The following is a 26,577-nucleotide window of genomic DNA, read 5'->3' as shown; positions in this document are numbered from 1 at the left end:
ACTAAAAGCTGCCGATACCAGTATCAATAACTTGGATTTACGCTGCTTTGTTTATTACTTTGTGTATTACTTGCAAGCCTAAAAACACTGCAAGGGTAAAGAGCTGCAAGCATCAATGGCATCGACTCTTAGCTGTTTAGATATTGGCTGAGAGCACTTTTAAATGGTTCACTTTAAGTGAGCCATTTTTTATCTTGATTAGGCTCATTACTCTAATTAACTTGTAATTAACATTTACACTGATTACCGTATTGAGTTCATACACTCAAAATAGTCATATTCATTCCCATGCAGCAGTCACATTTTATTCCCTATCGAAATGGTCGCCTTCATATTCGGCATATCAAAGCAAACCCTAGCTTGGCTAAAGGCATGCCAATTTTGATGTTACATGGCGCAATGTCAAATGGACGGGTATTTTACAGTGCCTCGGGCAAAGGCTTAGGTTGCTATCTTGCTAGGCAAGGTTTTGATGTGTATATACTCGATACGGCAGGCAGAGGCTTAAGTGAGCCTAAAATCAGCGCGGCCTATTCCTTAGGTCAAACCGAAGTGATTTTAGAGCAGCTGCCCCTTGCCAATGAGTTTATTTTATCGCATTCATCAGCAAGTAAAGTGCATTGGTGCGCGCACTCATGGGGCGGGGTGTTAATGGCGAGCTGTTATGTTCGCTTAGCTAAGGTGCGTACTCAAGTGGCTTCATTTGTCACCTTTGGTAGTAAAAGAACCATCAAAATTAAATCTCTGCGTAAAACCATGATGGTGGATTTATTTTGGAATCGGTTGGCGCCATTTTTGTCAAAAGTGGATGGCTATTTAGCGGCAGATAAATATCGAATGGGTATGGACAATGAAAGCCGGCAATCATTAAGGCAAACCATAGATTGGGTAAAAGGTGATTGGGTAGATTGCCATGATAACTTTGATTATGCCGCTGCAGCTAGGCAGGTGACTTGGCCGCCTTGTTGGTTTTTAGCCGCTAAAAAGGACCGCGTGTTAGGTAACCCTTCAGATGTGCAAGATATGATGGGTGAGTGTCAGATGGTGGCAGCTGAGTATACTTTACTGGCTAAACATCGCGGCTTTAAGCGGGACTACACCCATGCAGGCATGTTAACCGACAAATCCGCAGTAGATGATCATTTCCCGTTAGTGAAAAGCTGGTATGACAGTTTGGCTAAGTAGCAACTTAAAAATAAACTGCAGCGATAAGCGCTAGCTGAAGTAATACAAACCAAGTGATTGCAATATATACTCTATTAGCGCTGTCGAGATTAGTGTATCAATTTGGTTTAGCATTAGCGCACTTTTGGTTTAGCATTAGCGCACTTAGGCTAGGAGCCTTCAAGTTTTGAGCAACTCAGGTTTTGAGTCATTCAGATTTGGGGTATTTAGACTTGGTGTAACTCTGGATATCTCATTTCAACTTCAGCACTAATCTCTAACAGTTCTCCGGCTCCTAAAACCCGCCATAACTGGGCTTCAAGCTGTTTTGCTCTGTGGGAAGCATGGGTGGCAATATATTCCATTTCGCGGCGAATATAGCTCATGTCTGGCTTTTCAGTTGCGCCATAATAAACTCGTAATGCCACAAAGCGGCCAACAGTTTTAGCGTGGCGCACAAAGGCAATTTGAGCATCTCGGCTAGCGAAGTCGTTGACTAACTGAGATTGAATGTTAATTGCTCCTCTACCTTGACGAGACACCTGCAGGAATATCTCTATATATTTCAGGCCATCAATGGGCTTCATTGCTCGAACTGGATTAATAATTAGCTGCTTAAACTGGCTTTCATTAAATAATGGCGTCAAATTATAATTTAATGGTTTAGTGGAGCCAGCGGCAAATAGATGGCTAATAGCATCAGTTTTAACGCCGATCCCTAAGCATGATAGTTGCGCCGATTTTTGCGTTTTTTCTACAAAAAAGGGCACATTAGCCAGCTGTCTTAGGAGTAAGTTTTTCATGCCATCGGCTAGCTCTTTTAACTCGCCTTCACTATCTGATAATTGCTCAAGTTTATCCCGATTATGATTAATGAGTTTATTGATAAACTCAACTCCAGCATGGGGTTCGTGACCAATGTTGGCCGACAAATGCAGGGTTTGGTCATGATTACGGCTGCGGATCAATCGATATGGCAAGTTTGACAGTGATGTCTTGCCTGCAATTTGCTGCAGTTTAGGGAAACTAAGTAACACATCTGTAGGCTTTTTGAGGTTAAGATTATCTTCTAAAGCAAGCTGCAGCCCACGGGTGGATATATCATGGCTTATCCCACGGGTTTTATGGTTGTTGTGCTCAATATCTACCAAGGTTTTAAAGGCATAGCGCGCTTCTCGTCGTCGCTCGCTAAAGGGCATTGATAGACGTTTTATGCTGTTTTGTTTGAGCTTAGTTTGGTTAAACTTTTTAAGCTTATTGACGTTATCACTTGGGTTAAACCAGGTTTGATAATCGGATTGAACCTGCTCATTGGTTAAATCGATTAACTGCAGCACGTAGCTAAAGCCTGCCAGTTGTTGCTCTACTAGCGCTGAGTAGTGGGTTTCATCCCCAGGTAGCGTCGAGGTTTTATAATTCAGTTTATGGTCAATGCTTTGTTGGCTTACTTTGAACACTCGCCAACTAGTTTTGCTTGCGCCAAAGCCAAGGAATAACCCTAAGGCATCATGTTGCTTTAACTCATAAAGCGAGGCTGAAAAGTATTGGATTGTGTCGTTTGCTTGGTAGGTGAAGCAAAAAAATAAACTATGGTCACTGTCTTGTGGGTGCTTAATGAGATTGACTAAGCGATTATTGGTCAGTAAACCGGGTAGCTGATTAATCTCTTGCTCATCTTGAAAATATTGTAATGAAGCTTGGTTGCCTTGACTTAATAGCAAATGGCTAATGGTCGGTTTACCGTCATTTAAACTGATATAAATGGGGAGGTGAGCTAATAGTGGTAAATAATGGCGTTCAAACCCAAGCCCGGTTGCATTGACAATCACATCGTTGACATCCACTTTATAGCGAAAGCGGTAACTGCGGATCAGCTGGGTTAATAAGTTATCGAGCTCGTTACTTTCTCCAATACGGCATAGGCGCAATATGGCACTATCATCTTTGTGTTGTATATCGACGATTTTATAGTCGATGCCTTTTTGGAGATCGTCAAAAAAATACTCTTCGTTTAATTCAAGTAATTTAATACGCAGCGGCTTATCTTGATCAAAGCGAATGTCAGCAGGTAAGCGAACTCTCGCGCCACCGACAGATAAATCTAAGCTGGCGCCATTAACTTCGGGGCCACCTGTTTGTGAGGCTGAAATACGAATACTGTAATTCATTCGCTCTTCGCTACGATTAAAATAGCTGCCTAAAACCACCCCAGGCACAGTTAACTGGGAGGTTTGTGCTACGGGTTGCTGATTGTTTTGGCGGGCTTTTTCTTTGCGTAATTTGTGCTGGTTGAGTACATGCTCATAAACGCCAACGATATACTTATTGCGATACAGCTGCAGTGCCTCTAGCAAGGAAAGCTTTGCTGGCTCATCGAGAAAATGACGTAGTTTTCCAACCTGAACCTCTTCACATTCAAGATCGCTTTTATCACGTAAATCAATGATCCGAGTACAAATCACCGCAATGCGATTTAATTCCATTTTCAATAAAAATCGAGTCGAGTTTGATTCGTCAGCCGTAAACATTTCAAAGGCATCCTTAAAATCAGGTTCCATTAAAAGTGGCTTTAATTGCTCTATAAGCTGACTGTGCTCTTCTAAACTCATGGCTTCTTTTCTATTGAGGGCTCAGATAAAGGTGATAATTGCAGGCTCGACTGGTAATCTTATCGGCTAGCATCAGGCTTACTTTATACAAAATTAGTCTAGGTGTCTGTTAAAGCTAAAGCGATTAAGCGATTTTTGTGCCATTAGCTTAACAATTGAGCTGTGTAAATTTAATAAATTAATAAGTGCTTAAATCCCATAAGCACCAAGCTGACAAAAGTGATCTATGGCAAAAAATAAAACAGCGTATGTGTGTAATGAGTGCGGACAAGATTTTCCTCGCTGGCAAGGACAGTGCAATGCCTGCCAAGAGTGGAATACCATTTCAGAGGTGCGCATTTCGACAGTTAAATCCTCGACTAATTCTGTTGCTGGTTACGCCGGTTCTGTCGGCGGCGGCTCAAAAAAACTCCATGAAGTGGAAGAGTTTGAAGCCCAAAAAATGCTTACCGGCATTGGTGAACTTGATAGGGTCTTGTGCGGCGGCTTAACTACGGGGTCGGTCAATATTATTTCGGGTGATCCTGGTGCGGGTAAAACCACTTTACTGTCCGATTTAATTGCCCGCATGTCACAAGTTATGCCTTCATTATATTGTACTGCTGAAGAGTCACTATCGCAGTTCAAAAATCGTGTTAACCGCTTAAAGCTCAGTTATAACGAAGAGAACCTGTATTTAATGGCTGAAACCAGCGTTGAGGCGATTATTGCTGAGCTGGACGCTAAACAGGTAAAGTTTGCTGTTATCGACTCAATCCAAGCGGTGGTGTCTGAAAGCGCCAATGGCAGCCCTGGCTCGCCTTCACAAGTCAAAAGCTGCGCGCAGGCATTAACCCAGTATTGTAAGCAAAATAATGTCACCATGTTTTTAGTGGCGCACGTTAATAAAAACAATGAAACTGCCGGCCCGCAAACGCTTATTCACATTGTCGATTGTCTGACCCATATTGAATGCAATGACGGCCAAATTAGAACTCTAAGAGCCAATAAAAACCGTTTTGGTGATGTGGATACCGTGGGCATTTTTAAGATGACCGAGCGCGGTATGATAAGTGTTGATAATCCCAGTGAGATATTTCTCTCTGGCTCCACCACTGAATCACCTGGCGCGGCCATTACCTGTATCCGTAAAGGCAACCGTAACTTATTGCTCGAAATTCAATGTCTAACCACTGAGACTGAAGGCGAGTTTCCGCAGCGAGTTTGTGTTGGCTTGAACATGAACCGGATTAAAATGCTCACAGGGGTATTACGCAAACATACTCGTACCAAGATTTATCATGATACTTATTTTAATTTGGTGGGTGGTTTGAAGATTGATGAATCAGAAACCTGTATTGATTTAGCCTTGGTGACGGCATTACTCAGCAGTTTAAATGACTTTGTGGTGCCCAGAACCACCTGCATTATGGGAGAGCTAAGTTTAAATGGTGATGTTAGGCCGATTGATAGTGGTGTGCCGAGAGTAAAAGAAGCGGTGCAACATGGTTTTACCGAGGTGTATATTCCCCATCGTAACTACCATAAATCAATGGAAGGGCTAGGCGCTAAAATCCATCCGATTAAAACCATTCATGAGTTATTAGAACTGATTAACTAAATTGATTAACTAAATGGATTAACAAAACTTGTTAAGCATTAAAAAAGGAGCCAGTGGCTCCTTTTTTGTATTTACTTTATGACTCGAATCAAGCGACTAAATCAGTAAGTGTCCGCAAAGGGCGATAACGGGCAATGTCACTAGGGTACGTAAAATGAAAATCACAAATAACTCAAAGAAGTTAACTGGGATTTTACTGCCAATAAGTAATGCACCGACTTCACTCATATAGATTAATTGGGTGACAGACAAGGCTGCAATCACAAAGCGGGTTAAGTCTGACTCAATTGAACTGGCTAAAATTGAAGGTAAGAACATATCGGCAAAGCCCACCACAATTGTTGTGGAAGCAACATCGGCTTCTGGTATTTGCAGTAATTCGAGCAGTGGAATAAATGGCATACCTAGATAATTAAAAATCGGCGTATTTTCAGCTAATACCAATGCGATGGTACCAATGGCCATAACCACAGGAATAATACCAAACACCATATCAACCACGTTTTTAATGCCCTCAGTTAATAGCTGTTTAACCCCACCAGCGCGCGAAGCTTTATTCATCGCTTGCTCGAAGCCCCAAGACATTACGCCATGACCTTGTGGGATCATTTCATCATCAGGGTGACGTGGGGTGTTGTCGATATATAAATCTTTTTTCCATGATAGCGGTGGTAATTTAGGCACTACGATAGCGGCAACAAAACCAGCGAGACAAACGGTTAAGTAAAATGGCACAAATAAATGCTCAAGTTTAACTTGAGAGATAACCACTAAACTAAAAGTAATAGATACTGCTGAGAAGGTAGTACCAATTACGGCCGCCTCACGCTCGGTATAAAGACGGGTTTCATACTGCTTGTTGGTCATTAAAATACCAACACTGCCATCGCCTAACCATGATGCCATACAGTCAATGGCACTTCTTCCTGGAAGGTTGAAGATTGGACGCATTAATTTGGTCAGCATGGTACCGAAAAATTCTAATAGACCGAAGTTAAGCAGTAACGGCAGCAGCATGCCTGCAAAAATGAACACTGACAGTAGTACTGGTAATAGGTCATTGAGTACCAAGGCACCGGTATCAGCTGAGTAAATCACTTCTGAACCGATCTCTAAGTAGGTTAATACAATGAATATTGCCCCTAAGACGCGTACTAATAACCAAAATGGTGAAACATTCAGCAGCGAATGCAAAAACGGGCTCTTACGAACTAACTTTGGGTTTATTAGTTTAGTAAGCACCGACACGATTGCCATAAAGACTACGATACAGGTTACGATTAAAGGTAATATATCGGCGAATTGGTTTTGTACAAATTTTGATACGATAGCAATCGGAATGGTGATTGAGCCGTCGTAGCTAATAGGTGTCATAAACAATAACAATCCGATAAGTGACGGAATGATAAAGGTAAGTATTGTTTTGAGATTATATTTTGGTTTTTCTTGAGTCACTTTGTCTATGCCTTACCAATTAACTAAATAATCATGGTTGAGTTAATCAAACCGTCTTATGGGAAATGCTGTATGTCCATTCATAGGATATCTAAGCGAGGCAAGGTTACCTGCTTATCTATTCTAAGTAAAACTATTCACTAAAACGAATAGTTATGGGCTTTTTATGCTTATCTATATTGTATCGTTTCCCAACCGAATTGCACGGATTATTTTGTTTGTAATCATAGTGTTATGCAGTTGTTGTTGCTGTGGTGTTTTGTTATTACAATGGGTGAGTAGAACGTTGTAAGGTTGTTTGGGTCGTGCCCTCTATATTGACGTGGTTAATTGACTGAATACTAAACATTAGATGTCGATAGCGTTTTTATCAAAGGCGATTAAGTATGATAGAGCCTAATTTACAAGGAACAAGATACGCTGTGATAATAAGTAAAACGGAAAAAATTGCTCGATTAGCTTACCTGTTTGGTTTATTAGGCTTGATAGGGCTTTTTATCGGCATAGGTTTATCTGTGTTTATTGAGCATATGCAGCATGGTGATAAGTATAGTTTACTGCAATTTTCAATCAGTGAACTGGGGACTTACAACCGCTCTTCTTCTGCCTTATTGATTAATGGCGGGCTATTTTTTGGTAGCTTAAGCCTGACGATGAGTGCTTTATTTGGCCTACAAATAAACCGTACCATTACTGGTCGGTTATTTTGGCTGGCTCTTATCGTGACTTTTCTTGCCCTAGCTGCCACAGGGCTGTTTCCCCTTAATGTTTACCATTTACATATTCAAGCCGTGTCTATTTTTATTTACTTTGGCTTAATCAGTGCGCTACTGGGACTGGTTAACGGGATCATTATGCGCCAAGCCCAATATATGCTGCCATTGGTGTTTGCTGGTTTGATTGCGGTGATCCACGGCGCGATTTTAACTTGGCCATATTGGGGGGGGAGTTTAGGTGAGAACCCGCTCTCTGAAGGACTACTATTTCAAGCCATTGTGTCGCAGTCTCCTAAGCCACAAACTTGGTGGTTATCCATCTTATTTTGGCTAAGCATCATAACTACATGGCTGTGGGTTTTGAGCATTTGCCGCTGTCATTTTCTGCCCCAGGGGCAAAGTAAAGCAGATAAGCCTAAGCCAAAGGTATGACTCTTGGGCAATTGTAAGTAAGAGCCTTGTAAGTAAGAGCCTTGTAAGTAAGAGCCTTGTCAGTAGGAGACTTGTTATAAGAGCCTTGTAAGTAAAAAGACTTGTAAGCAAAGAGGCTAAAGCTTACAGCGTTATTCACTGCCTTGCATTAGCCCCGATTACTAAGGTGTTAACTAGATTTTTTGTAAACCAGCGCCGCCGAACCAATAGCCATTACAGGATTTTGTGTTAGCAAACTCGCGAGTTTTCATCGCCATATCATCTTGAGTCTCATCACTGTTTGCTAAGCGCTTTGTGAGTTCATCTGCAAGCTCAATACAGGCTAATTGGCTAGGTGATACTCTAAAGTAGTTCACCCCCATTTGCTGCATTGGCATCATTTCAGCGGTTAAATCAACAAATGAAGCCGATTGAGTTTGGATGCCATTTAATCTCAGTAAATCCTGATGCTCTTGAGTTTGCACCAAAATCCCCTTTGGGTGTTGCTGACAAATGGTCTCACAATTGTCTTTACTCAAATTAAAGTGTTTGGCAGTAAAGCAGCGCGCTGAATGCGCCAGTGGCATATAACCATGGCCCATGACTTCCACTTCAAATTGCGGCGTGTTTTCGCCCTCACCAATCACGGTTTTAAGCCATGACTTTGATAATTCAAATGGCATAGCAAAGCGTTGCATACCCATTTTATGCAAAATATCTAAGCTGGCTCTATTGTAGTTATTAATGGTTGGGCCACAAATGAACGGCAGTTTGGCCTCAGAGGCCAATTGCACGCCTGCCATATCATTGGCTTCAATAATAAACTCGCCATTATCGATATACTTTTTAAGTTCGCCAAGCTCAGATTGTGCCTCGATTAATGCCATGGTTGAAAGTACCACATTTTTGCCAGACTGCTTGAGCATAGTGGCGATGTCGAAGTAATCTTTAAATTTCATTAATCGACGTCTGCTGCAGACGGTTTCACCTAAATAAATAGTATCAACTTGGCTTTGCGCTGCCCGATGATAAAATTGTTCCGTGGTGTCTTTGTCCCAGCAATAGCTAATGGCGCCCAGTGAGATTTTCATATTGTTATTTACTGCCATTGCCGCTCGTATGCTCCTAATGTGGTGACTTGTCCTTCAGATACCTTGGCTAAGGTATGATTCCATCTGGCTTGCTCTTTAAAGGCGCTAGGATTGTTTTGATAGCTATCAATCGCTTCACGCCAAACCCGCGTTACTTGTTCTACATATGCAGGGCTGCGTTGACGGCCTTCTATTTTTAGCGATTTGATCCCAGCTTGGGCAAGTTGAGGTAATAGGCTTAAGGTATTTAAGCTGGTGGGCGACTCTAACAGGTAATCGGCTTTGGTATCCGCTTCGGCAATGTAGCGGCCTTTACAGACCACGGGGTAGCCAAGTTGTTGGTCAATACCTGTGGTATCAATCAGCACGTCATTTAGCCTAGTTAGGCATTGGTTGCCTTGCTCTTGCCATCTCACATCTTTTGCTGGCGAGCAAGACCCGCCTGTATTAGGTGATTGGCCAGTGACATAAGACGATAAATGACAACGTCCTTCAGCCATAATACACAAGCTACCAAAGGCAAATACTTCTAACTCTACCGAGCTGCATTTGGCTAGGTCACGCACTTGCTTCATTGATAACACTCTAGGTAATACCGCGCGTTCAATATTAAAATTTTGCTGATAGAAATCGAGAGCGGCTTGATTGGTGGCCGAAGCTTGCACTGAAAGGTGCAATGGCAAATGTGGATAACGGTTGCTGGCATAATGAAGCAGGGATATATCAGCGGTAATAAGTGCATCCATTTGCAGCTGGGCGGCTAAATCTATTGCCTGATACCAGCGGCTTTCCTCTCCAGGTTTTGGATAAGTATTTAAGGTTAAAAATACTTTTCTGCCTTGGGCATGGGCAAGCTTGGTGGCTTGTTTTAGTTGTTCTGGGGTGAAGTTTAAACCTGCAAATGAACGGGCATTAGTATCATCCTTTAAACCTAGATAAACGGCGTCAGCGCCCGCTCTAAAAGCGGCTTTTAATGAGGCTAAATTTCCTGCAGGGCACAAGAGTTCCATATTCTCTCTCTCAAATTTCGATTGAAAGTGAGTGTAAAGTTGAATGACATCACATGATTTGATTTGAAACAGGTTTCAATTGATAAAATGTGAGTAAACTAGCTTAAATTGGAATCTTGTCAGTGTAGGAGTATGAATGTCTTTCGGTTTTTCAGGAAAGGTTGCTAAAAATTTGCTTAATATCGCCCCTAAAGTCGCCACCCAGTCTCTTGCTGTTGTCCCTGAAAAGGTAAAGTTGGATATTCTGGCTAAGATGTTGTCACTTTCGTTAAGTGAACAAATTAAATTTGGTGAGTTAGATTTTCTGCAAGGTAAGTGGGTTGCTATTTGTGTGCAAGACATCGCGCTCAACTTTGAAATTAGTTACGATCAACAGTTATTATTACGTCCTTTGACGCAAGCCGATGTAACTTTTACTGCCAATGTGCCTGAGTTATTACTGGTTGCTGCGGCCAAAGAAGATCCTGACACGTTATTTTTTCAACGTAAGCTGCGTATTGAAGGCGATACCGAACTCGGCCTTGAAGTGAAAAACTTATTGCTCGGTATTGAGCTTGATACGTTACCAGCAGCGGTAAAGCTTAGCATTGAAAAGTTAGCTATTACGCTACAAACGTTACAAGGCTATGCTAATGAGCAGGCAGCCGCAATGGCGTAATATTCAGTCATAATGGCTCAGATGATGAGCGTTAGACATGGGATGAATATAAACATCAAAAAAGGCGCTAATTAGCGCCTTTTTTGTCATGTAGTTTAAGGGTTAAACCTTACCTGTAATGACTTCATATTTATATTGCAGCTCAGCTGGGGTTTCTGCGTGGCTGGGATCAGGATCAATGCAATCAATAGGGCAAACCGAAACACAGGTCGGTTTAGCATAGTGGCCTACGCATTCGGTACATAGCGCAGGATCAATTTCATAGATCTCTTCACCCATAGTGATGGCCTCATTAGGGCACTCAGGCTCACACATGTCGCAGTTAATGCAGCTATCGTCGATTAGTAATGCCATCTAGTTCATATACCTTATAAAATTAATCTGTAACAATTGCTTATGTATATTCCATATAATGGTAAAAATTACCCTGTCCCGACTTTCAATGATTCATACAGCGGATTTTCATGCACTTAACCATGAATAATGACCTGAATGAAGACAAAGACTTAATAAGCGTTGAATGACTGCGCTGATCTAATGCATTTTAACACGCTATAAATCTTTCAATCGATGATTATATCACACAGAGATAGCCCGCCTAGGGTTAAGCGAGAAATTCACCGGCTAGCGCATGTTTTGCAGTGGAGATTATCGCGACCACTGCTAATTCAATGAAAGGATTCATTTTTGAAGGGTTTGACCCTCTATTTCAGATTATGAAGTGAATGAGTTCGCTACTATTATGTAGCAATTATCATTTAGCTACTATGATTTAACTAAGCCCTCAGAACCACTTTTTGCTGACTTATCGAGAATAAAAAATGGAAGATAAAAGCCCAACCCAGCAACAGTATGATGATGTTTTATCATTTTCAGATCGATTACATCAATCAGGGTGCGCACCATACTCAGTGGCGAAATATACTCAGTCTTATGCGGCTCATCACCAGATAGATATCGCCATTGATGTTACCCCAACTAAAATTGTGACCATTTTCGAGCAACCCACTCAAAAAATGGTGATGCAAACTAAAAATCCACCGTCAGTCAATTTACGCAATTTGGTGGCAACCCTAAAGGCAATACACTCAAAAGAAAACTATCAAGGGGTGCCGAGTTACTCAAATTTTACTTTAGGCATTGCCAACCTATTACTGCCGCCTTGCTATTTGATGCTGGTGGGCAGCACGTATCTTGCGGCAATGATTTCGGTTTTTTTAGGGTTAATCGCCTGGTTAGCTCAACTAATGTGCACCGGGCAGCGAGCAATGCTGGTTGAGTTCATTGTGGCGTTTATTGCCAGTTTGGTGGTGGGGATATTAGCCGCTCAATTTCCTGAGTTACCGGTGTTAGCTTTATGTATCTCATCCATTGTACTGTTTATTCCAGGACTCACTGTCACCAATGGTTTAGCTAGTCTTGCCTTAAATGACTTTCGCTCAGGCATAGAGTTATTGGCCCAAAGTAGTTTGGTGGTTATAAAAATATTCATTGGCGTGGTTATGGGCTTAGGCTTATCAAGCTTGCTTGTCGGCCATGTAGCCGCTGCGCCATTTATTAATGAAATCCCTTTAGGTTTGCATATTCTGGCGTTAATTGGCATATCGGTTGCGATTGGACTGATTTTTAATGCCAGTTGGCAAGACATTATTATTGGCCTGCCCGCTGCTGCAGTAGGCATGTGGGGGCCACATTGGTTTACCTCTGATTGGGTTATCGGCACTTGGATTAGCACCATGATTATCACTCTTTATGGGCTGTTAGCCGGTAAAGCACGTAAAGTGCCTGCGTTAGTGTATATTATCCAAGGGGTGATCATTTTAGTGCCAGGAAGCCGGATCATCGTTGGTGCCAGTGAGTCATTCTTTGCCACTGCAATATTGCCTATCCCCAGTATTGGTATGTCAGCATTATTGATGTTTTGTTCGATTATGGCAGGGCAGATCATGGTTTATTCTATTTTCAATGACCGCTTTTTGTTTAACCATAAACGCAACTAATCGATATTAATTGAGAAAAACTAAACACATGAAAAAAGCGCCTAATGGCGCTTTTTCGTTGTCATGTTTTATCGAGGTTGTTTATCGATTAGACTGTCACATCGCGACGTATGGCTCTGCCAGGCTTAGCATCCATAAGCAATTGTCCCTTATCAATAATCGATTGGCCATTGACTAGTACATGCTGCATACCCACTGAAAGCTTATTGGGCTCAGTAAATGAGGCCATATCTTTAAAGCTATTGAGATCAAATACCACTATGTCAGCATCTTTACCCACTTGCATACGGCCTTTGTTACGCATTTGCGGCACAGCATCTTCGATGATATGACACGCATTGAGGCTGGTGCGCTTCATTGCCTCGACTAAATTGACTTCTTTATACTCAACCACGTATTTATTTACAAAGCGGGCAAAACACCCGACCGAGCGGGGGTGAGCAAAAGCATCGTTAGGCAATGGCCATACATCACCTTCAATCAATTTACCTTTGCTGTCCATCCACGGCATGGCATCAGAGGCAATAGCGGCGTTAGGAAACAACACCGAACGCTTCATCATGCGTAAGTCTTCTTTACTGTCGTCAGGCTTTAAGAAGTGAATAACGATCACTTCACCAGGGTTGGTTTTTCGTAGTTCATCGATTTTGGTTTGGGTCATAGGTACGCCATTGGCTTCCATGTAACTTGCATCGGGAACGCCAAAGCGGTCAATCCATTCTGGGCCAGCAAATAAGGCCGCGCCCACAGGTGTTGAGCCTGCGCCATAGGGGTAAGCTTCAGTGGTAATCGGCAAACCAGAATCAACAGCTTCTTGCACTAGGTCGGCGCAATCATCAATGTCTCGCACCGAGGTACTGTTGAGGTGACAAATATGCATATGTGCCCCAGTGGTGGCGGCTAAACTGATTAACTCTTGATAGGCTTCAAAGCTTGATCTGGGCTCCATGCCGTTGGCATAACGTACATGGGTGAAGGTCGGTACATCAAAACTTTTGGCCAGTTTAGCTAAGCCGTAATACTCTTTATGGCCATAGGCGGGAGCATAACCGCCATTAATACCAATCCCTAAACCACCTTCTTTTAAGCCTTGTTCAACATCAGACAATATCGTATTTAGCTGTGCGTCGGTGGCGAGATCATTTTGCCAATTTTTTAAACTAAAGGCATTCTGAAACCAAGTAATGGTGCCATCTGCGGGCGAAATTTCACTTTCAATTGCCATAATGCGGGCATAGGTCCAAGCTACTGAGGCGCCGTAGTTAATTGGGCGACCTTCTTTAGCTGTGTCATCATAATACTTACCAATGGGTAATAGGCCTGATTCCAACTCAAGGGCGGTGGTGACACCATCGAAGGCTTGAGCTCTGGCTGCGGGTAATTGTTGTCCATGGGCGTGAAGGTCGATAAAGCCAGGGGCAACCACAAGCCCGCTGGCATCAATGACTTTTTTACCTGTGAGCTTTTCTGTCGATATAGCGGCAATTTTGTCGTCTTTAATGCCTACATTGCGTACGGCATCTAAACCCGTTTCGGCATCAATGACACGGCCATTAGTAATCACTACATCAAACGGGCCTGTTTGATTTGGCATTAACTCTGGCTTTTGTGGACCCTTGTTAGTTTCTGCTGTGGCAGTCGATGAAAGTGTTATTGCAGCGGCGCCAATAGCCAGTTTTTTCATGGTATCGCGCTTGGTTTGATCAACTTCAGCGGTTAATTTGTCATCTTGATTTAACTCGGACATTATTTACTCCTTTCTCGCCAATATCCTTGATTATCATGCTATTAATTATCAGCCAAGCATTTACAGCTTGTCATTAACAGCTTTAGTGGGCCGTTTACTGCATAGTCGTTTTATATTTAAACCACTAAGCTAGCTAACTTTTCACGCATTATTTTTTCGTCCATGCCACCTTTGGGGGCAATAAAGACTAAACGGGTTGCTCTTGCTTCATCGTGTTCCCACGGCTCGCCAACAGTGACATTGGCGCGTTGGCCAGTACATTGAAATATACAGCGATGATCAGGTCGATCAGATAAATTTAAAATACCTTTCATGCGGTAGGCATCGACTGAAAACTGCTGTAATAGCGGATAGAGGCTTTGTAAAGACAGCGGCTTGTCGGTTTCGAAGCTAAAAGTATCAAAGCTGTGGTTTACATGGTCATGATGGTTGCATTGGCTGTGGTCATGGTCTGCACCTTGGTGCTGACAAGTATGCTCATGGCTAAGTTTTACTAACCGCTCAGGTACATCAAATAAAATCGGTAGTGCGACGTTTCCAAACTCCATTTCAACCAGTTTGGCAAAAGGGGCTTGGGTTTGGCACCATGCTTTAACTTTTTCCAGCTGCTCAGTTGCCACTAAATCAACTTTATTAACTAGCACGATATCGGCGACTTGTATTTGTTGCTCTGACAAGCTGGCCATTGAACCTTCTAAACTTAAAATATTCTCAGCATCGATAGTGGTGATAATCGCGTTCAATGGCGCGTGTGCTTGTAGTTCAGGATCTTCAAATTGCAATGCCACTTCTTTAGGTTCGGCAATACCTGAGGTTTCAACAATAATATGATCAGGGCGCTCTTCAAGTGCCAGTATGCGCATCACTGAGACCACTAAACCTTCGGCAAGATTGCAACACACACAGCCATTTTCGAGGCTAATCATATTGTCGCTTTGGGATTTTACTAGCTCTGCATCGACATTAATTGAACCAAAGTCATTTACGATAACGGCCATACGCATGCCATCGGCATTGGTTAGGATATGGTTTAACAGGGTGGTTTTCCCGGCACCTAAAAAACCCGCTAAAATGGTCACTGGAATAGGTTTTTTATTCATTGACGTTTCTCTATATGATTTACTTTTTAACGAAAAAGCTCGGTATTACCCGAGCTTTATGATTTTAGGCATAATGGTTATGCAACCACTGGATTACGAACTGCTAAGCCAGGATTTACATCTAAATGCAATTCACCATTTTCGATAATAGGTGTACCATTTACGATCACATGATGCATCCCTTCTGAGAGTGCATTAGGCGCATCAAAGGTCGCTAGCACTTTGATTTCGTCAAGTTTAAATAAGACTAAATCAGCATCTTTACCCACTTGAATACGGCCTTTGTTTTTCATTTGAGGAACACTGTTTTCTAATATTCGACACGCATTTAAGCTCGTACGCTCCATCGCTTCGAGTAGTGTAACTGCTTTGTATTCATTGAGGTATTTACTGATAAAGCGAGTAAAACAAGCAAGCGATCTTGGATGAGCAATAGCATCACTTGGTAATGGCCATACATTACCTTCGATTAATTGCCCCTTAGGATTCATCCATGGCATTGCATCGGATGCAATGGCTGCGCCTGGAAATAATACTGAGCGGTCCATTTTATGGCGATCGGATTTACTTTCATCAGGTTTTAAAAAGTGCATTACTACCACTGTACCTGGCGCATTTGCTTGAAGCTCAGTGACTTTTTCTTGTGTTAAGGCTTTACCATTTGCTTCCATGTAGCTTGCACTTGGCACTCCCCAGCGCTCTAGCCAATCATCACCGCGGAAAACTTCTGCGCCGATCACTGATGAACCAGCACCGTAAGGATAAGCTTCTGTTGTCACCGATAAGCCTGCATCAACCGCATCTTGAACTAAATCAGCACAATCTTCGATATCTTGCACTGAGGTACTGTTAAGGTGACAAATATGCATGTGTGCACCGGTGGTTGCCGATAAACTGATCAGTTCTTGGTAGGCTTCAAAGCTTGATTTAGGCTCTGCGCTATTTAAGTAACGCACGTGGGTATAAGTAGGCATTTCATAGCGTTTAGCTAGCTTTGCTAATTCGTAGTACTCTTTATGGCCATAACCTGGTGCATAGCCAGCGTTAATACCAATGCCCAAACCTCCCTCTTTAAGGCCTTGCTCAACATAGTTTAAAATGGATTTAAGCTCATCTTTTGTCGCAAGGGTGTTTTGCCAGTTATTTTTAGAAAATGCTTGTTGAAACCAAACAATCGTACCGTCTGCTGGTGGCATTGTGGGCTCTTTTGCCGTGATACGAGCATAAGTCCATGCAACAGAGGCGCCGTAGTTAATAGGGCGGCCCTCTTTGGCTGTGTCATCATAGAATTTAGCAATAGGTAGCAACCCCGACTCCATTTCAAGAGCGGTGGTTACACCATCAAATGCTTGTGCTCGTGCAGCCGGAAGCTGTTGACCATGCGCGTGCATATCAATAAAGCCCGGCGCAACCACTAAGCCTGTGGCATCAATGACTTTTTTGCCTTGTAATTTATCTGTTGAAATGGCGGCAATACGATTGCCTTTAAGGCCGACGTTACGAATGGCATCTAATTTAGTTTCAGGGTCAATGACCCGGCCATTTTCAATAACAATATCAAATGGGCCCTTTTCATTGGCCATTAGCTTAATTTGCTGCTCAGTGAGTTTGTCTGATGCGGCTTGCAAAACTGAGGCAAATGGAAGCGCTGCAGTACTAACAGCCCCCGCCGCAAGCTTAGTTAGCGTAGTACGTTTTGACTGGTCGACATTGTTAGTGGTTAAATCATTTAGCTTGGTATCGTCTTTCATTTTTTATCCTCATTTATTCATGCAATAAAAATAGTAAAAACTGGCAACATGTGAAACGGCAAGCACCATAAAAGCTACTTTAAACAGCTTTGCTCTAAATTTGGATAATGTAAAGCACACTTTGATACTTTTGTTGCGCAATCGTGTCTTTGGGGCGAATAATAAATATTTCAGGGCTTAGGGTTACGGCTTTGTTAGCTTCGGTTGCTCGTATCGCTTTGAGTTTGTTACTGATATTGCGTTAATGATAAAATTTTGCCGCTGTAAAACTTATTACTGATATTAATTAATAGCATAGATTAGAGGAACTCACATTTGAAGGGTCTAACCCTTCAAGTTTTGACCAACCTTGGCCAATAATAAATAAATGATAGGTGATAACTGACTAAATGATAGGTCATGAGTTTTTATATGTAGTAGGCTGGATCTTGAGTGGGCGATAGAGTTGAGTAGGTGATAGAAGTTGAGTAGGTGATAGAAGTTGAGTGAAAGGTAGAGATTGAGTCAAAGTGGTGGCTTGTATTGCATTGGCGGGTAAACACTTTCTCAACAGTCACAGTTATGGCCTAAAAGGCAATAACTGCAACAGCTGAAAACGGATAACCATCCCCTGGTTAGACTGACTTATGTAGCAGGTCTAGGTAACGGGTTCAATCGCTTGATGTGGATTGCGGCTATCTTGCCCTTGAGGCAGATTGCGCATTAAAATTGCTTTATCCAGCTCGACTTCTGCCGGCACAGCTAAGAATACAAAGTGCCCTGAACCTAACCCGGCTTCTACTGATTCACCTTTGCGATTAACTAATTCTGAAATGGTTAAGGTGATATTGCCTTGCGGGGTCATCAATTCAACACTGTCACCGACAGAGAACTTGTTCTTAACGTCAATTTCAGCTGCGCCGGCATCATTGCGTTTACCGGTAAATTCACCAACAAATTGTTGGGTATCACTGATTGAGTAGCCGTAATCATAGTTCTGGTATTCGTCATGAACGTGACGACGTAAGAAGCCTTCGGTATAACCACGATGCGCCAAGCCTTCAAGGTTATGCATTAGCGTGCGGTCAAAATCTTTACCTGCCACAGCATCCTCAATGGCTTGACGATATAACTGTGCGGTTCTCGCTACGTAATAAAAAGATTTAGTACGGCCTTCAATTTTTAATGAGTCGACACCCATTTTGGTTAAACGCTCAACGTGTTGAATGGCACGTAAATCTTTTGAGTTCATAATATAAGTACCATGCTCATCTTCATAAGCAGGCATATATTCGCCTGGGCGTCCTGGTTCTTGCAATAACACCACTTCACTTGATGGCTGACCTGCGCCCAATGTTGGCGGCGTCTCTAACTGCACACCATGTTGGTCAACAAGCCCTTGTGGGTTTACCGCAATAATGTCACCGGTTTCAGTTTGCTTGGCTTCATGGACATCGTACTTCCAACGACAAGCATTGGTGCAAGTGCCTTGGTTAGGGTCGCGCTTATTGATGTAACCAGAGAGTAAGCAACGGCCTGAGTAAGCCATACATAATGCGCCATGGACAAATACTTCTAATTCAATATCAGGGCATTGCTGACGAATTTCTTCAATTTCATCTAACGACAATTCTCGAGATAAAATAACGCGTTTAATACCTTGTTGCTGCCAAAACTTCACCGAAGCCCAGTTAATGGCATTGGCTTGTACTGATAAATGCACTACTTGATCGGGAAAGGCTTCACGTACCATCATGATAAGGCCTGGATCTGACATGATTATGGCGTCAGGTTTCATCGCCACGACAGGTTCCATATCACGAATGTAGGTTTTTAGCTTGGCATTGTGGGGCGCAATGTTGCTGACCACATATAATTTTTTATTGAGCGCATGGGCTTCCTGGATCCCCATGGCGAGGTTTTCCATTTTGAAGTCATTATTACGAACTCGAAGGCTATAACGAGGCTGACCGGCATATACAGCATCTGCACCGTAGGCAAATGCGTAGCGCATATTTTTAAGGGTTCCAGCTGGAGACAATAGCTCTGGTCTAAACATAATAACTCTCAATTTGATGAAAACTCGCACACAGCGCGGGGGCGGCATTTTACTGAAGTATGGCTGCTGAATGCAAATTTTTCCTCTGTGATTGCGGTTACAGTCAAATTTGATCATCTTTAATGGAATAAAATCCCCATAGTCGTTCTTTTTCTTTATTCAAATAAGCCACATAACTGGTACAATTGCTTACAAAGCGATAATAATAATACAACGGGCTGAATTGATGACGACTGAACACCAACTCCTAGTGGGTTTACTGAAAAAGCTTAAAGATGACGCATTGGTACTGCCAACGCTTCCTGAAGTTGCCATGAGAGTGCAAGAGGTGGTATCAAACCCTAATAGCAGCTTGAAGCAAGTGGGTGATATTATTGGCCAAGATGCGGCGATTTCGGCGCGCATTATTAAGGTGGCAAATAGTGCATTGTATAGCCGTGGTAAAAAAGCTGAAAATATCAGTGCTGCCGTTAATCGAATTGGCTTAGTGCAGATTAAAACCATTGTCACTTCAGTGGCGTTAGAGCAACTTTTTATCTCAACCAATGAAATGGTATGGGAGGTGATGGATGAAGTATGGCAAACCTCCATTGAAGTGACAGCAGCGGCAGGGGCATTACTTGCAATTTATAATAAGCGCAACCCCAGTAAAAGGTTAGATGCTGAAACATTGACCTTGGCTGGCTTAGTGCACAATATTGGCGCGCTACCTGTGTTATCAGAAGCTGAAACAAGGCCTGATACCTTTACCAGTATTGAACAATTACGCGGTCTCGTACGTAAAATGCAAGGGCCAATAGGTAGAGCTATTTTAAAAACGTGGGACTTTGCCCCTGAAGTGATGGAAGTGGTTGAGCGCTGGGCTGATTTGCATTACATCTCTGAGCAGGTCACTTATTTAGACTTTATTCGCTCAGCGGCCTATTACTCTGGTGAGTTAAGAGCAGGTCCCGAGCTTGAGCAGCGGTTAGCATTATTTGCCACAAGAGGCTTACCAGTTACCCCTGAAGATTTAGAGAGTGATGAGTTTTTAGATGTTTATCATTCGATAAAACAGAGTTATCAATAAGCATAAATTCAAGCCCGATGGCTATTGAGTTAACGCTAATAAGGCTAACGCTAATAAAGCAAGATAATAGAGGCACTCGGTTGTGTTAACTGTTGAAATAATGATCATTGTGTTTATTGGCTTAGTTTTGCTGCTCGGTATTGTACTGGGTGGCTATTTTCAGCAAGGGCGCTTTATTAATGAGTTAACCCAAACCCTTGATGTCAATAGTAGCAATAAACTACCGTTAAGTTTCAAACATACCCCTCGGGCTTTTAAACCCCTTATTCGCAATCTAAATCAACTACACAAAAATAATCCTGTTAATCTTGATCGTGACAAACTAACAGGACTGTCCAATCGAGTGGGCTTTAAACGCAAAATGTTTGCCAAAATGCCAGCGACCGAAGGTATGTTGATTTTGGTCGATATTCAACAGTTTAGATTTGTGAATGACTTATTTGGCTTTGTTTTTGGCGATCAATTATTGCAAGCATTTGCAGTGAGGATTAAAGGCTTAACTACCCCCCCTGCGTTTGTATCGCGAATGAATGGTAATGAGTTTTTGCTTTTTTATCCCAATTCATTATTGAGCCAGGATTTACAGGATATGAAGCAGCATTTACAACGACCATTTGAAATTGCTCAAACGCCAATCTGTATTAAAGTTCAACTAGGTGTATTGGAGTTAAATAAACACCATGCTGATGTCAGTTTAATGCTAAGAAGGCTGGATTTAGCCCTTAAAAAAGCTAAGCGCAGCAGTGGCTCTGTTGCTTTTTATAATCAAGATGATGATAAAGCCCAATATCGTGAATTATTAATTATCAATAGCTTACCAAAAGGTTTAAAGCAGAATCAATTGTACATGGTATATCAACCAAAGCTGGACATGAACTCAGGTGCTTGTCATCAAGTTGAAGCACTCATTCGTTGGAAACATGCTGGTCTTGGTGACATTTCTCCTTCGGAGTTTATTCCATTAGCTGAGCATACTGGCATTATCGATTTAGTTAGCCATTGGGCGCTGGATGAAGTGTTAAAACAACAGGTTAAGTGGATTAACAAAGGTTTAAATATCAAAGTGGCAGTGAATTTGTCCACCAAAGATTTAGAGAATAAACAGCTTCCGATCATCATAAGCAGTAAGTTGCTGCAATATAAAGTGCCTGCGCAAAACTTGACCATAGAAATTACTGAAAGCGCCTTGATGATTGATTTGAACAGCACCATAGAAACGCTAAATACCCTCAGAGACATCGGCGTCTCCATCGCCATTGATGATTTTGGCACCGGCCACTCTTCTCTTGCTTACCTGCGCCATCTTCCAGTGGATGAGGTAAAGATTGATAAAGCATTTTTGGACGATTTTAATTGTGATTTACAAGCTAACAAAATTGTCAAAACCAGCATAGATTTAGCTAGTAGCTTAGGGTTTAATGTCACGGTTGAAGGGGTCGAAACAAAGGCGGTATTTGATACCTTGATTGGATTTGGCGCCAATACCATCCAAGGGGATTATTTTAGTAAACCCCTTCGGCCTAGTGAGTTAGAGCATTGTTTAGCTCAGTTAACTTATCCGGTTAGCGCGACGTAATTTATTGCTAAATAGCTAATCTTGACCAAATTGTGATCGTAACTGTGCGATCAGCTCAACTGGCATCGGCGCCATTTGTCGTTGTTGATTCATACAAACCATTTCTATGGTCGCTGTCACAGCAGGCTTGTTAGCATTAGGTCGCCAAATTTCCTGTTGCCACACAGTACGATATTTACTTTCAAAATAATATCGAGTGCGAACATCAACAATATCTGCAAACTCAACCCCATCATGACAAAGCATATCGGTGCGATACACTGCAAATCCCAATTGTTGTAGCTGCCATAAGCTATTTAGTACATCGGCCCCAATAACATGCTCTCTGGCTCTTTCGAAATACTTTAAAAAGTTAGGATGATACACAACCCCAGAAAAGTCGGTGTCTTCATAATAGATTTGCACCGGAAAGTGAAATATTGGGCTATATGCTATTGTTTTTGTGCTCATTCGCTACTCAGTTAGGCTGATTTGGTTATTAAGGTAAAACGGATGCTTATTGTCACCTATTTAAACCACTTTAAACAGACTCTTGCTGTTGATATACCTAAGTTACATACTGCTCAGACCTGCAACGATATTGCATTGTGAGTAGCTTTAAGCATCACAGTCAAACTGATGCTTAATTTTTAGCTGACCTTTTGCTGCATAGACAATGGCAGTAATTGTGTTTCCCCAGTAAGCATTTGGTAAGCGCTTTGCGCGTTGACCGCTGGGCTGAAGATATAACCTTGGCCTACATGACATTGATACTGAATTAACTTTAATAATTGCAGCTCGGTTTCAATACCTTCGGCAACAATTTGCATATTCAAGTCCTTACCGAGATTAATAATGTTTTTAAGTACATTACCAGCCGCTTTGTTATCGATAAAGTTATCGATAAAGCCTTTATCAATCTTTAAGGTATCAAGCGGGAAATGGGTCAGGTAATTCAATGAAGAATAGCCTTTGCCAAAGTCATCTAAACTAATCCTGATATGCAGTTGATGCAGCTGGTTAAGTACTTTTTCAGCGACTTCCACGTTTTCAATTAATAATGATTCGGTAATCTCGAGCTCCAGTTTCTCGGCAGGAAAACCTGTTTCAACTAAAATCGCTTCAATTTGCTGGCAAATATCCGGCTGTGATAGTTGCACTGGCGAAATATTGACTGAAATATTGCCACTTAATAGCCCTTGCTGATGCCATTGATTGCCGGTTATGCAGGCTTGTCTTAATACCCAGTAGCCGATCTCAATAATTTGACCGTTACTTTCAGCTTCTGGAATAAAGCGATTAGGCGGGATCATGCCTTCTTTAGGGTGAAACCAACGCAGTAATGCTTCAAAGGAGCTGATCTCACCGCTGACTAAACAGACTTTCGGTTGATAAAATAACTCAAATTCACCATTCTCTAATGCCAGTTGCAGTTGCTGTTTGATAGTGATTTTTTCTTGCAGGGCGATGGAGAGCGCCTCATTAAAAAAGTATGCACTATTACGGCCTGCATGCTTGGCGGCATACATTGCCGTGTCGGCGTGCTTTAGCAAGGTCTTAGCATCTTGGCCATCTTCAGGGTAACAGGCGACCCCAATACTCGCTGAAGTACTGATCCAATGCTGTTGTACCTGGTAACCGCAATTAATGGTTGCTCTTATCCGTTCAACAATAGTCACTAATTGAGCCAACTCACCAGGATTTCGAATGATAATGGCAAATTCATCGCCACCTAATCGAGCTAATAAGTCATCCCTTTTTATATTGGCTTTTAAACGCTGACTGACCTGAATAATAAGCTCATCACCAATGTCATGGCCCATGGTGTCATTCACTTCTTTGAAATAATCAAGGTCGATAAAAACAATGGCTACGTGAGTATTTTTAATGCTAATGGACGCTTCAAGTTTGCTATTAAATTGGAAGCGATTCGATAACCCCGTTAACGCATCAAAGTTCGCTCTTTTTCTAAGTTCAGTAATTTTTTGATGGCGAGTTAATAGGTATAAAAACAGTAATAAGGCACATATTATCAGCAAGCTAATAATGGCGTAATGCCACCAAGCTTGGTTTATTTTAAAAGCAAATATGGCTTGATGAGGGCTCCATAGGCCGTCGCTATTACTCCCTTGTACGATGAAGTTATATTCACCGGCACTGAGGTTAGTATATGTGGCAGTGTTGGTGTTACCGACATAGGTCCACTCTTTATCAAACCCTTGCAGCATATAGCGATACTGGTTTTTAGTGGGGGCACTGAAGTCTAATGAGGCAAAGGTAAACTGGACCATATTTTTTTGATAATCTAGGCTTAACTTAGCGAGCTGATTATTACTATTAGGGCCAATATATTCTTGGTTAGCAACAAGTGCCGAAGTAATATGCACTTGAGGCTGAAAGTCATTTCTTGTTAGCTGCTGGGTGTCAATTTTAAAGGCACCATGATTAGTGCCAATAAGTAACTCGTGGTTTCTTATTGCTATTGCACCATCTGAAAATGAACTGTCTTTTTGAGTGATGGCACTGGGGTATTGGGTGATTTTATTGGTTTTTGTATCCATGTGCGCAAATTTAGCTTGCGAGGTGATCCATAAATTTCCTTTACCATCACCCACCACGCCCTTGAGGGTATTGCTGGTAAACCCATGCTCTTTGGTGAAGTACTGGATGTTTAATTCATCACTCCATTTCTCGCCAATCTCAATTTTAGCCAGCCCTAACCCTTGAGTGGCAACCCAAATAATATTATCTTCATCTTGGTAAATTTTGACGGTGCGAATATTTTCAACCTCACTGCCTAGAGGCAAGTGTTTCACTTCATCAGTTTCAGGGTTAATTCGGAAAATAGCATTGGTTGTGGCCATCCATAATTCGCCGTTATGAATGATTTTCTTATCAAAGGCAAAGTTACCTCCAGAGCGATATGCATTATCGTAGTGCTCGAAATAGCGCTTTAAAATGCCTTTATCAGGATTGAACAGTATTAAACCCACGTCTAAATAACCGCTTATCCAAACATTGCCTTTGTTGTCAGGTATGGCGAGGTAAAACTCATTACTGGGGAATCCATGGGGGTTGTCAGGGCTATTACTAAAATGCCTTAAAGTATCATTATCAATATTATACTGTGATAAGCCATTGGCACCCGCTATCCATAAATTGTTTTGTTCATCAACAATGGTGCTATAGGGTTCATTGATCACAGCATCTGTTATTGGCGCTATGGTAATTGTTTCTGTGCCAGCGTTAATCTTATCGATACCTTTATCAGTGGCTATCCATATATTATTTTGTTTATCGGTATCAAACCAATAAACGAAATTACCTGATAACTCGGGTTTAAAAGGGTGAGGGCGATATAATCGAGAGCCTTGTTTAAAGCTTGAGTAGCGCGATACACCATTGCCAGTGCCGAACCAAATACCGTTTGAATAATCGATTAAGATGCTTGCAACGTAATCATCAGCAAGTGAATTATCATTATAATCTTGATGTTTGATATGGCTGAAGGTCATGGTATCGAGTTGTAATCTTGTGGCACCATGATCGTGCGCAATCAACAGGGTATTGTTATCTTCAGCGGTAATGTAAAAAATTTGATTTGAAGCGAGTTGCTGGGAGGAGGGATTATCCCCTTGATGTTGAAATACCTCAGTAGCCAGTGTTTCAGGGTTAAACTTGATTAAGCCACTTTGATAAGTGCCAATCCACACAAGGCCATCTTCAGCCTGATACACGGTCGATAAGCTTCCGTCAAAGATCTCTTGGGTGCGCTTATCGTTAAAATTGACTAATTCCAGTTTCTGCTTCAGCCGATTTACCTTGGCCAAGCCAAAGTCTGAGGTTACCCAAATGTTATGGTTACTATCGTAAAAAAAGCCTGCGATAGAGGTATCATATGCTTTATCCGTTTCAACTTCATAGAGGAAGTAGGGGGTAAAGGTTTGAGTGTCTATATTATAGTGACTGACACCAGAGCCGGTGCCAAACCATAGATCGTTATTATCATCTTCAAATATATCTATTATCCAACTGGAACCTAAGCCATTACTTGATGATTTCATATCATGAATAATAATCTGATTATCTGTGGTTAACTGATTTAGACCATCTTCGGTTGCTATCCATATATCACCATTTGTATCCTCGTGGATTTTAGTGACGTAATTGTTTGATATATGGTGTTTATCATTTAATGAAAATTGGAAATTGGTGAAGTTAACCCCATCATAGCGACTGGCACCCGCATCGGTACCAAACCAGATAAAGCCATTTTTTTGTTGATAAAGGGTAGTAATACTCGAAGAAGGTAGACCGTCACTGATGGTCAGGGTTTCTAATCGAAATTGTTCGCCATAGCTTTGAGGCGTAAAAAAAACAGTGACGCAGGCGCAAGTGATTAACAATACAAACTGCTTTAACGCTCCAAACATCGACTAGCCTCAATTATTATTATTTTTTATTAATGAAGTTCGCTAGTAATTCTACATAAATTTAGAAGTGATGTAATGCGGATAAACAGCACAATATGGGAAGTGAGCACTGTGACCATATAGGAAAGCCTAGTTAGTTGTTTATATTGGTATTTTAAAACATACTAGCC

Annotated in this window: 18 protein-coding genes; 7 read left to right on the top strand and 11 right to left on the bottom strand. The window is 41.8% G+C overall.

Features of this window, described 5'->3' with window-relative positions; translation table 11 throughout:
* The first annotated feature begins 288 nt into the window (after positions 1-288).
* Positions 289-1,185: an alpha/beta fold hydrolase gene (locus AB4140_RS04585; RefSeq protein WP_102436190.1), complete on the top strand. Its 897-nt coding sequence runs from the start codon at positions 289-291 to the stop codon at positions 1,183-1,185.
* A 206-nt stretch (positions 1,186-1,391) separates the two neighbouring features.
* Here AB4140_RS04585 and AB4140_RS04580 read toward each other — a convergent pair whose 3' ends face one another.
* A complete protein-coding gene (locus AB4140_RS04580; protein WP_303412169.1) occupies positions 1,392-3,773 on the bottom strand; it encodes a PilZ domain-containing protein in 2,382 nt (793 codons plus the stop codon).
* Positions 3,774-3,999: 226 nt separating this feature from the next.
* Between AB4140_RS04580 and radA the strand changes: the two genes are divergently transcribed.
* The gene (gene radA / locus AB4140_RS04575; RefSeq protein ID WP_371999933.1) at positions 4,000-5,373 is read left to right on the top strand and encodes a DNA repair protein RadA; all 1,374 of its coding nucleotides are present in this window, start codon (positions 4,000-4,002) and stop codon (positions 5,371-5,373) included.
* Positions 5,374-5,469: 96 nt separating this feature from the next.
* Here the strand turns inward: radA and AB4140_RS04570 are convergent, their stop codons facing one another.
* Positions 5,470-6,747: a YjiH family protein gene (locus AB4140_RS04570; RefSeq protein WP_371999940.1), complete on the bottom strand. Its 1,278-nt coding sequence runs from the start codon at positions 6,745-6,747 to the stop codon at positions 5,470-5,472.
* Between the two features lie 467 nt (positions 6,748-7,214).
* On the opposite strand from AB4140_RS04570, the gene AB4140_RS04565 reads away from it, so the two are divergent.
* A complete protein-coding gene (locus AB4140_RS04565) occupies positions 7,215-7,976 on the top strand; it encodes a hypothetical protein (RefSeq protein WP_371999931.1) in 762 nt (253 codons plus the stop codon).
* A gap of 173 nt (positions 7,977-8,149) precedes the next feature.
* Here the strand turns inward: AB4140_RS04565 and AB4140_RS04560 are convergent, their stop codons facing one another.
* Positions 8,150-9,046, bottom strand: coding sequence for a U32 family peptidase (locus tag AB4140_RS04560; RefSeq protein ID WP_371999938.1), 897 nt, complete (start codon positions 9,044-9,046; stop codon positions 8,150-8,152).
* Positions 9,047-9,054: 8 nt separating this feature from the next.
* Positions 9,055-10,056, bottom strand: a complete 1,002-nt coding sequence (locus AB4140_RS04555; RefSeq protein ID WP_102477171.1) for a peptidase U32 family protein — start codon at positions 10,054-10,056, stop codon at positions 9,055-9,057.
* A 136-nt stretch (positions 10,057-10,192) separates the two neighbouring features.
* On the opposite strand from AB4140_RS04555, the gene AB4140_RS04550 reads away from it, so the two are divergent.
* Entirely contained in the window at positions 10,193-10,714 is a 522-nt protein-coding gene (locus AB4140_RS04550; RefSeq protein ID WP_371999929.1) for an SCP2 domain-containing protein, read from the top strand.
* Positions 10,715-10,816: 102 nt separating this feature from the next.
* Here AB4140_RS04550 and AB4140_RS04545 read toward each other — a convergent pair whose 3' ends face one another.
* A complete protein-coding gene (locus tag AB4140_RS04545) occupies positions 10,817-11,068 on the bottom strand; it encodes a YfhL family 4Fe-4S dicluster ferredoxin (RefSeq protein ID WP_055023738.1) in 252 nt (83 codons plus the stop codon).
* A gap of 467 nt (positions 11,069-11,535) precedes the next feature.
* Between AB4140_RS04545 and AB4140_RS04540 the strand changes: the two genes are divergently transcribed.
* Positions 11,536-12,714 carry a threonine/serine exporter family protein gene (locus AB4140_RS04540; RefSeq protein ID WP_303412176.1) on the top strand — a complete coding sequence of 393 codons (1,179 nt, stop codon included), beginning with the start codon at positions 11,536-11,538 and terminating at the stop codon, positions 12,712-12,714.
* Between the two features lie 88 nt (positions 12,715-12,802).
* Here AB4140_RS04540 and AB4140_RS04535 read toward each other — a convergent pair whose 3' ends face one another.
* The 4 genes from AB4140_RS04535 to yegQ form a co-directional block, all read right to left on the bottom strand.
* Positions 12,803-14,461, bottom strand: a complete 1,659-nt coding sequence (locus AB4140_RS04535; RefSeq protein ID WP_055023740.1) for an amidohydrolase family protein — start codon at positions 14,459-14,461, stop codon at positions 12,803-12,805.
* 116 nt (positions 14,462-14,577) lie between these two features.
* Positions 14,578-15,561: a GTP-binding protein gene (locus AB4140_RS04530; RefSeq protein ID WP_102436176.1), complete on the bottom strand. Its 984-nt coding sequence runs from the start codon at positions 15,559-15,561 to the stop codon at positions 14,578-14,580.
* Between the two features lie 77 nt (positions 15,562-15,638).
* Positions 15,639-17,312: an amidohydrolase family protein gene (locus AB4140_RS04525; protein WP_102520094.1), complete on the bottom strand. Its 1,674-nt coding sequence runs from the start codon at positions 17,310-17,312 to the stop codon at positions 15,639-15,641.
* Between the two features lie 637 nt (positions 17,313-17,949).
* Positions 17,950-19,350 carry a tRNA 5-hydroxyuridine modification protein YegQ gene (gene yegQ / locus AB4140_RS04520; protein ID WP_102438026.1) on the bottom strand — a complete coding sequence of 467 codons (1,401 nt, stop codon included), beginning with the start codon at positions 19,348-19,350 and terminating at the stop codon, positions 17,950-17,952.
* A 226-nt stretch (positions 19,351-19,576) separates the two neighbouring features.
* Here yegQ and AB4140_RS04515 point away from each other — a divergent pair, with 226 nt between their 5' ends.
* Both AB4140_RS04515 and AB4140_RS04510 read left to right on the top strand, forming a co-directional pair.
* On the top strand, positions 19,577-20,419 hold the full coding sequence (locus AB4140_RS04515) for an HDOD domain-containing protein (protein ID WP_102438028.1): 843 nt from the start codon (positions 19,577-19,579) through the stop codon (positions 20,417-20,419).
* Positions 20,420-20,519: 100 nt separating this feature from the next.
* The gene (locus AB4140_RS04510; protein WP_371999936.1) at positions 20,520-21,995 is read left to right on the top strand and encodes a putative bifunctional diguanylate cyclase/phosphodiesterase; all 1,476 of its coding nucleotides are present in this window, start codon (positions 20,520-20,522) and stop codon (positions 21,993-21,995) included.
* A 15-nt stretch (positions 21,996-22,010) separates the two neighbouring features.
* Here the strand turns inward: AB4140_RS04510 and AB4140_RS04505 are convergent, their stop codons facing one another.
* Both AB4140_RS04505 and AB4140_RS04500 read right to left on the bottom strand, forming a co-directional pair.
* Complete coding sequence (locus AB4140_RS04505; RefSeq protein ID WP_102438032.1) at positions 22,011-22,445, bottom strand: thioesterase family protein; 435 nt, start codon at positions 22,443-22,445, stop codon at positions 22,011-22,013.
* Between the two features lie 179 nt (positions 22,446-22,624).
* Positions 22,625-26,407, bottom strand: coding sequence for an EAL domain-containing protein (locus AB4140_RS04500; RefSeq protein WP_371999926.1), 3,783 nt, complete (start codon positions 26,405-26,407; stop codon positions 22,625-22,627).
* Positions 26,408-26,577 lie beyond the last annotated feature (170 nt).

The sequence above is a fragment of the Shewanella sp. 10N.286.51.B2 genome (genome assembly GCF_041469265.1).
Classification (GTDB): Bacteria; Pseudomonadota; Gammaproteobacteria; order Enterobacterales; family Shewanellaceae; genus Shewanella.
This window is presented reverse-complemented; position numbering and strand designations above follow the sequence as displayed.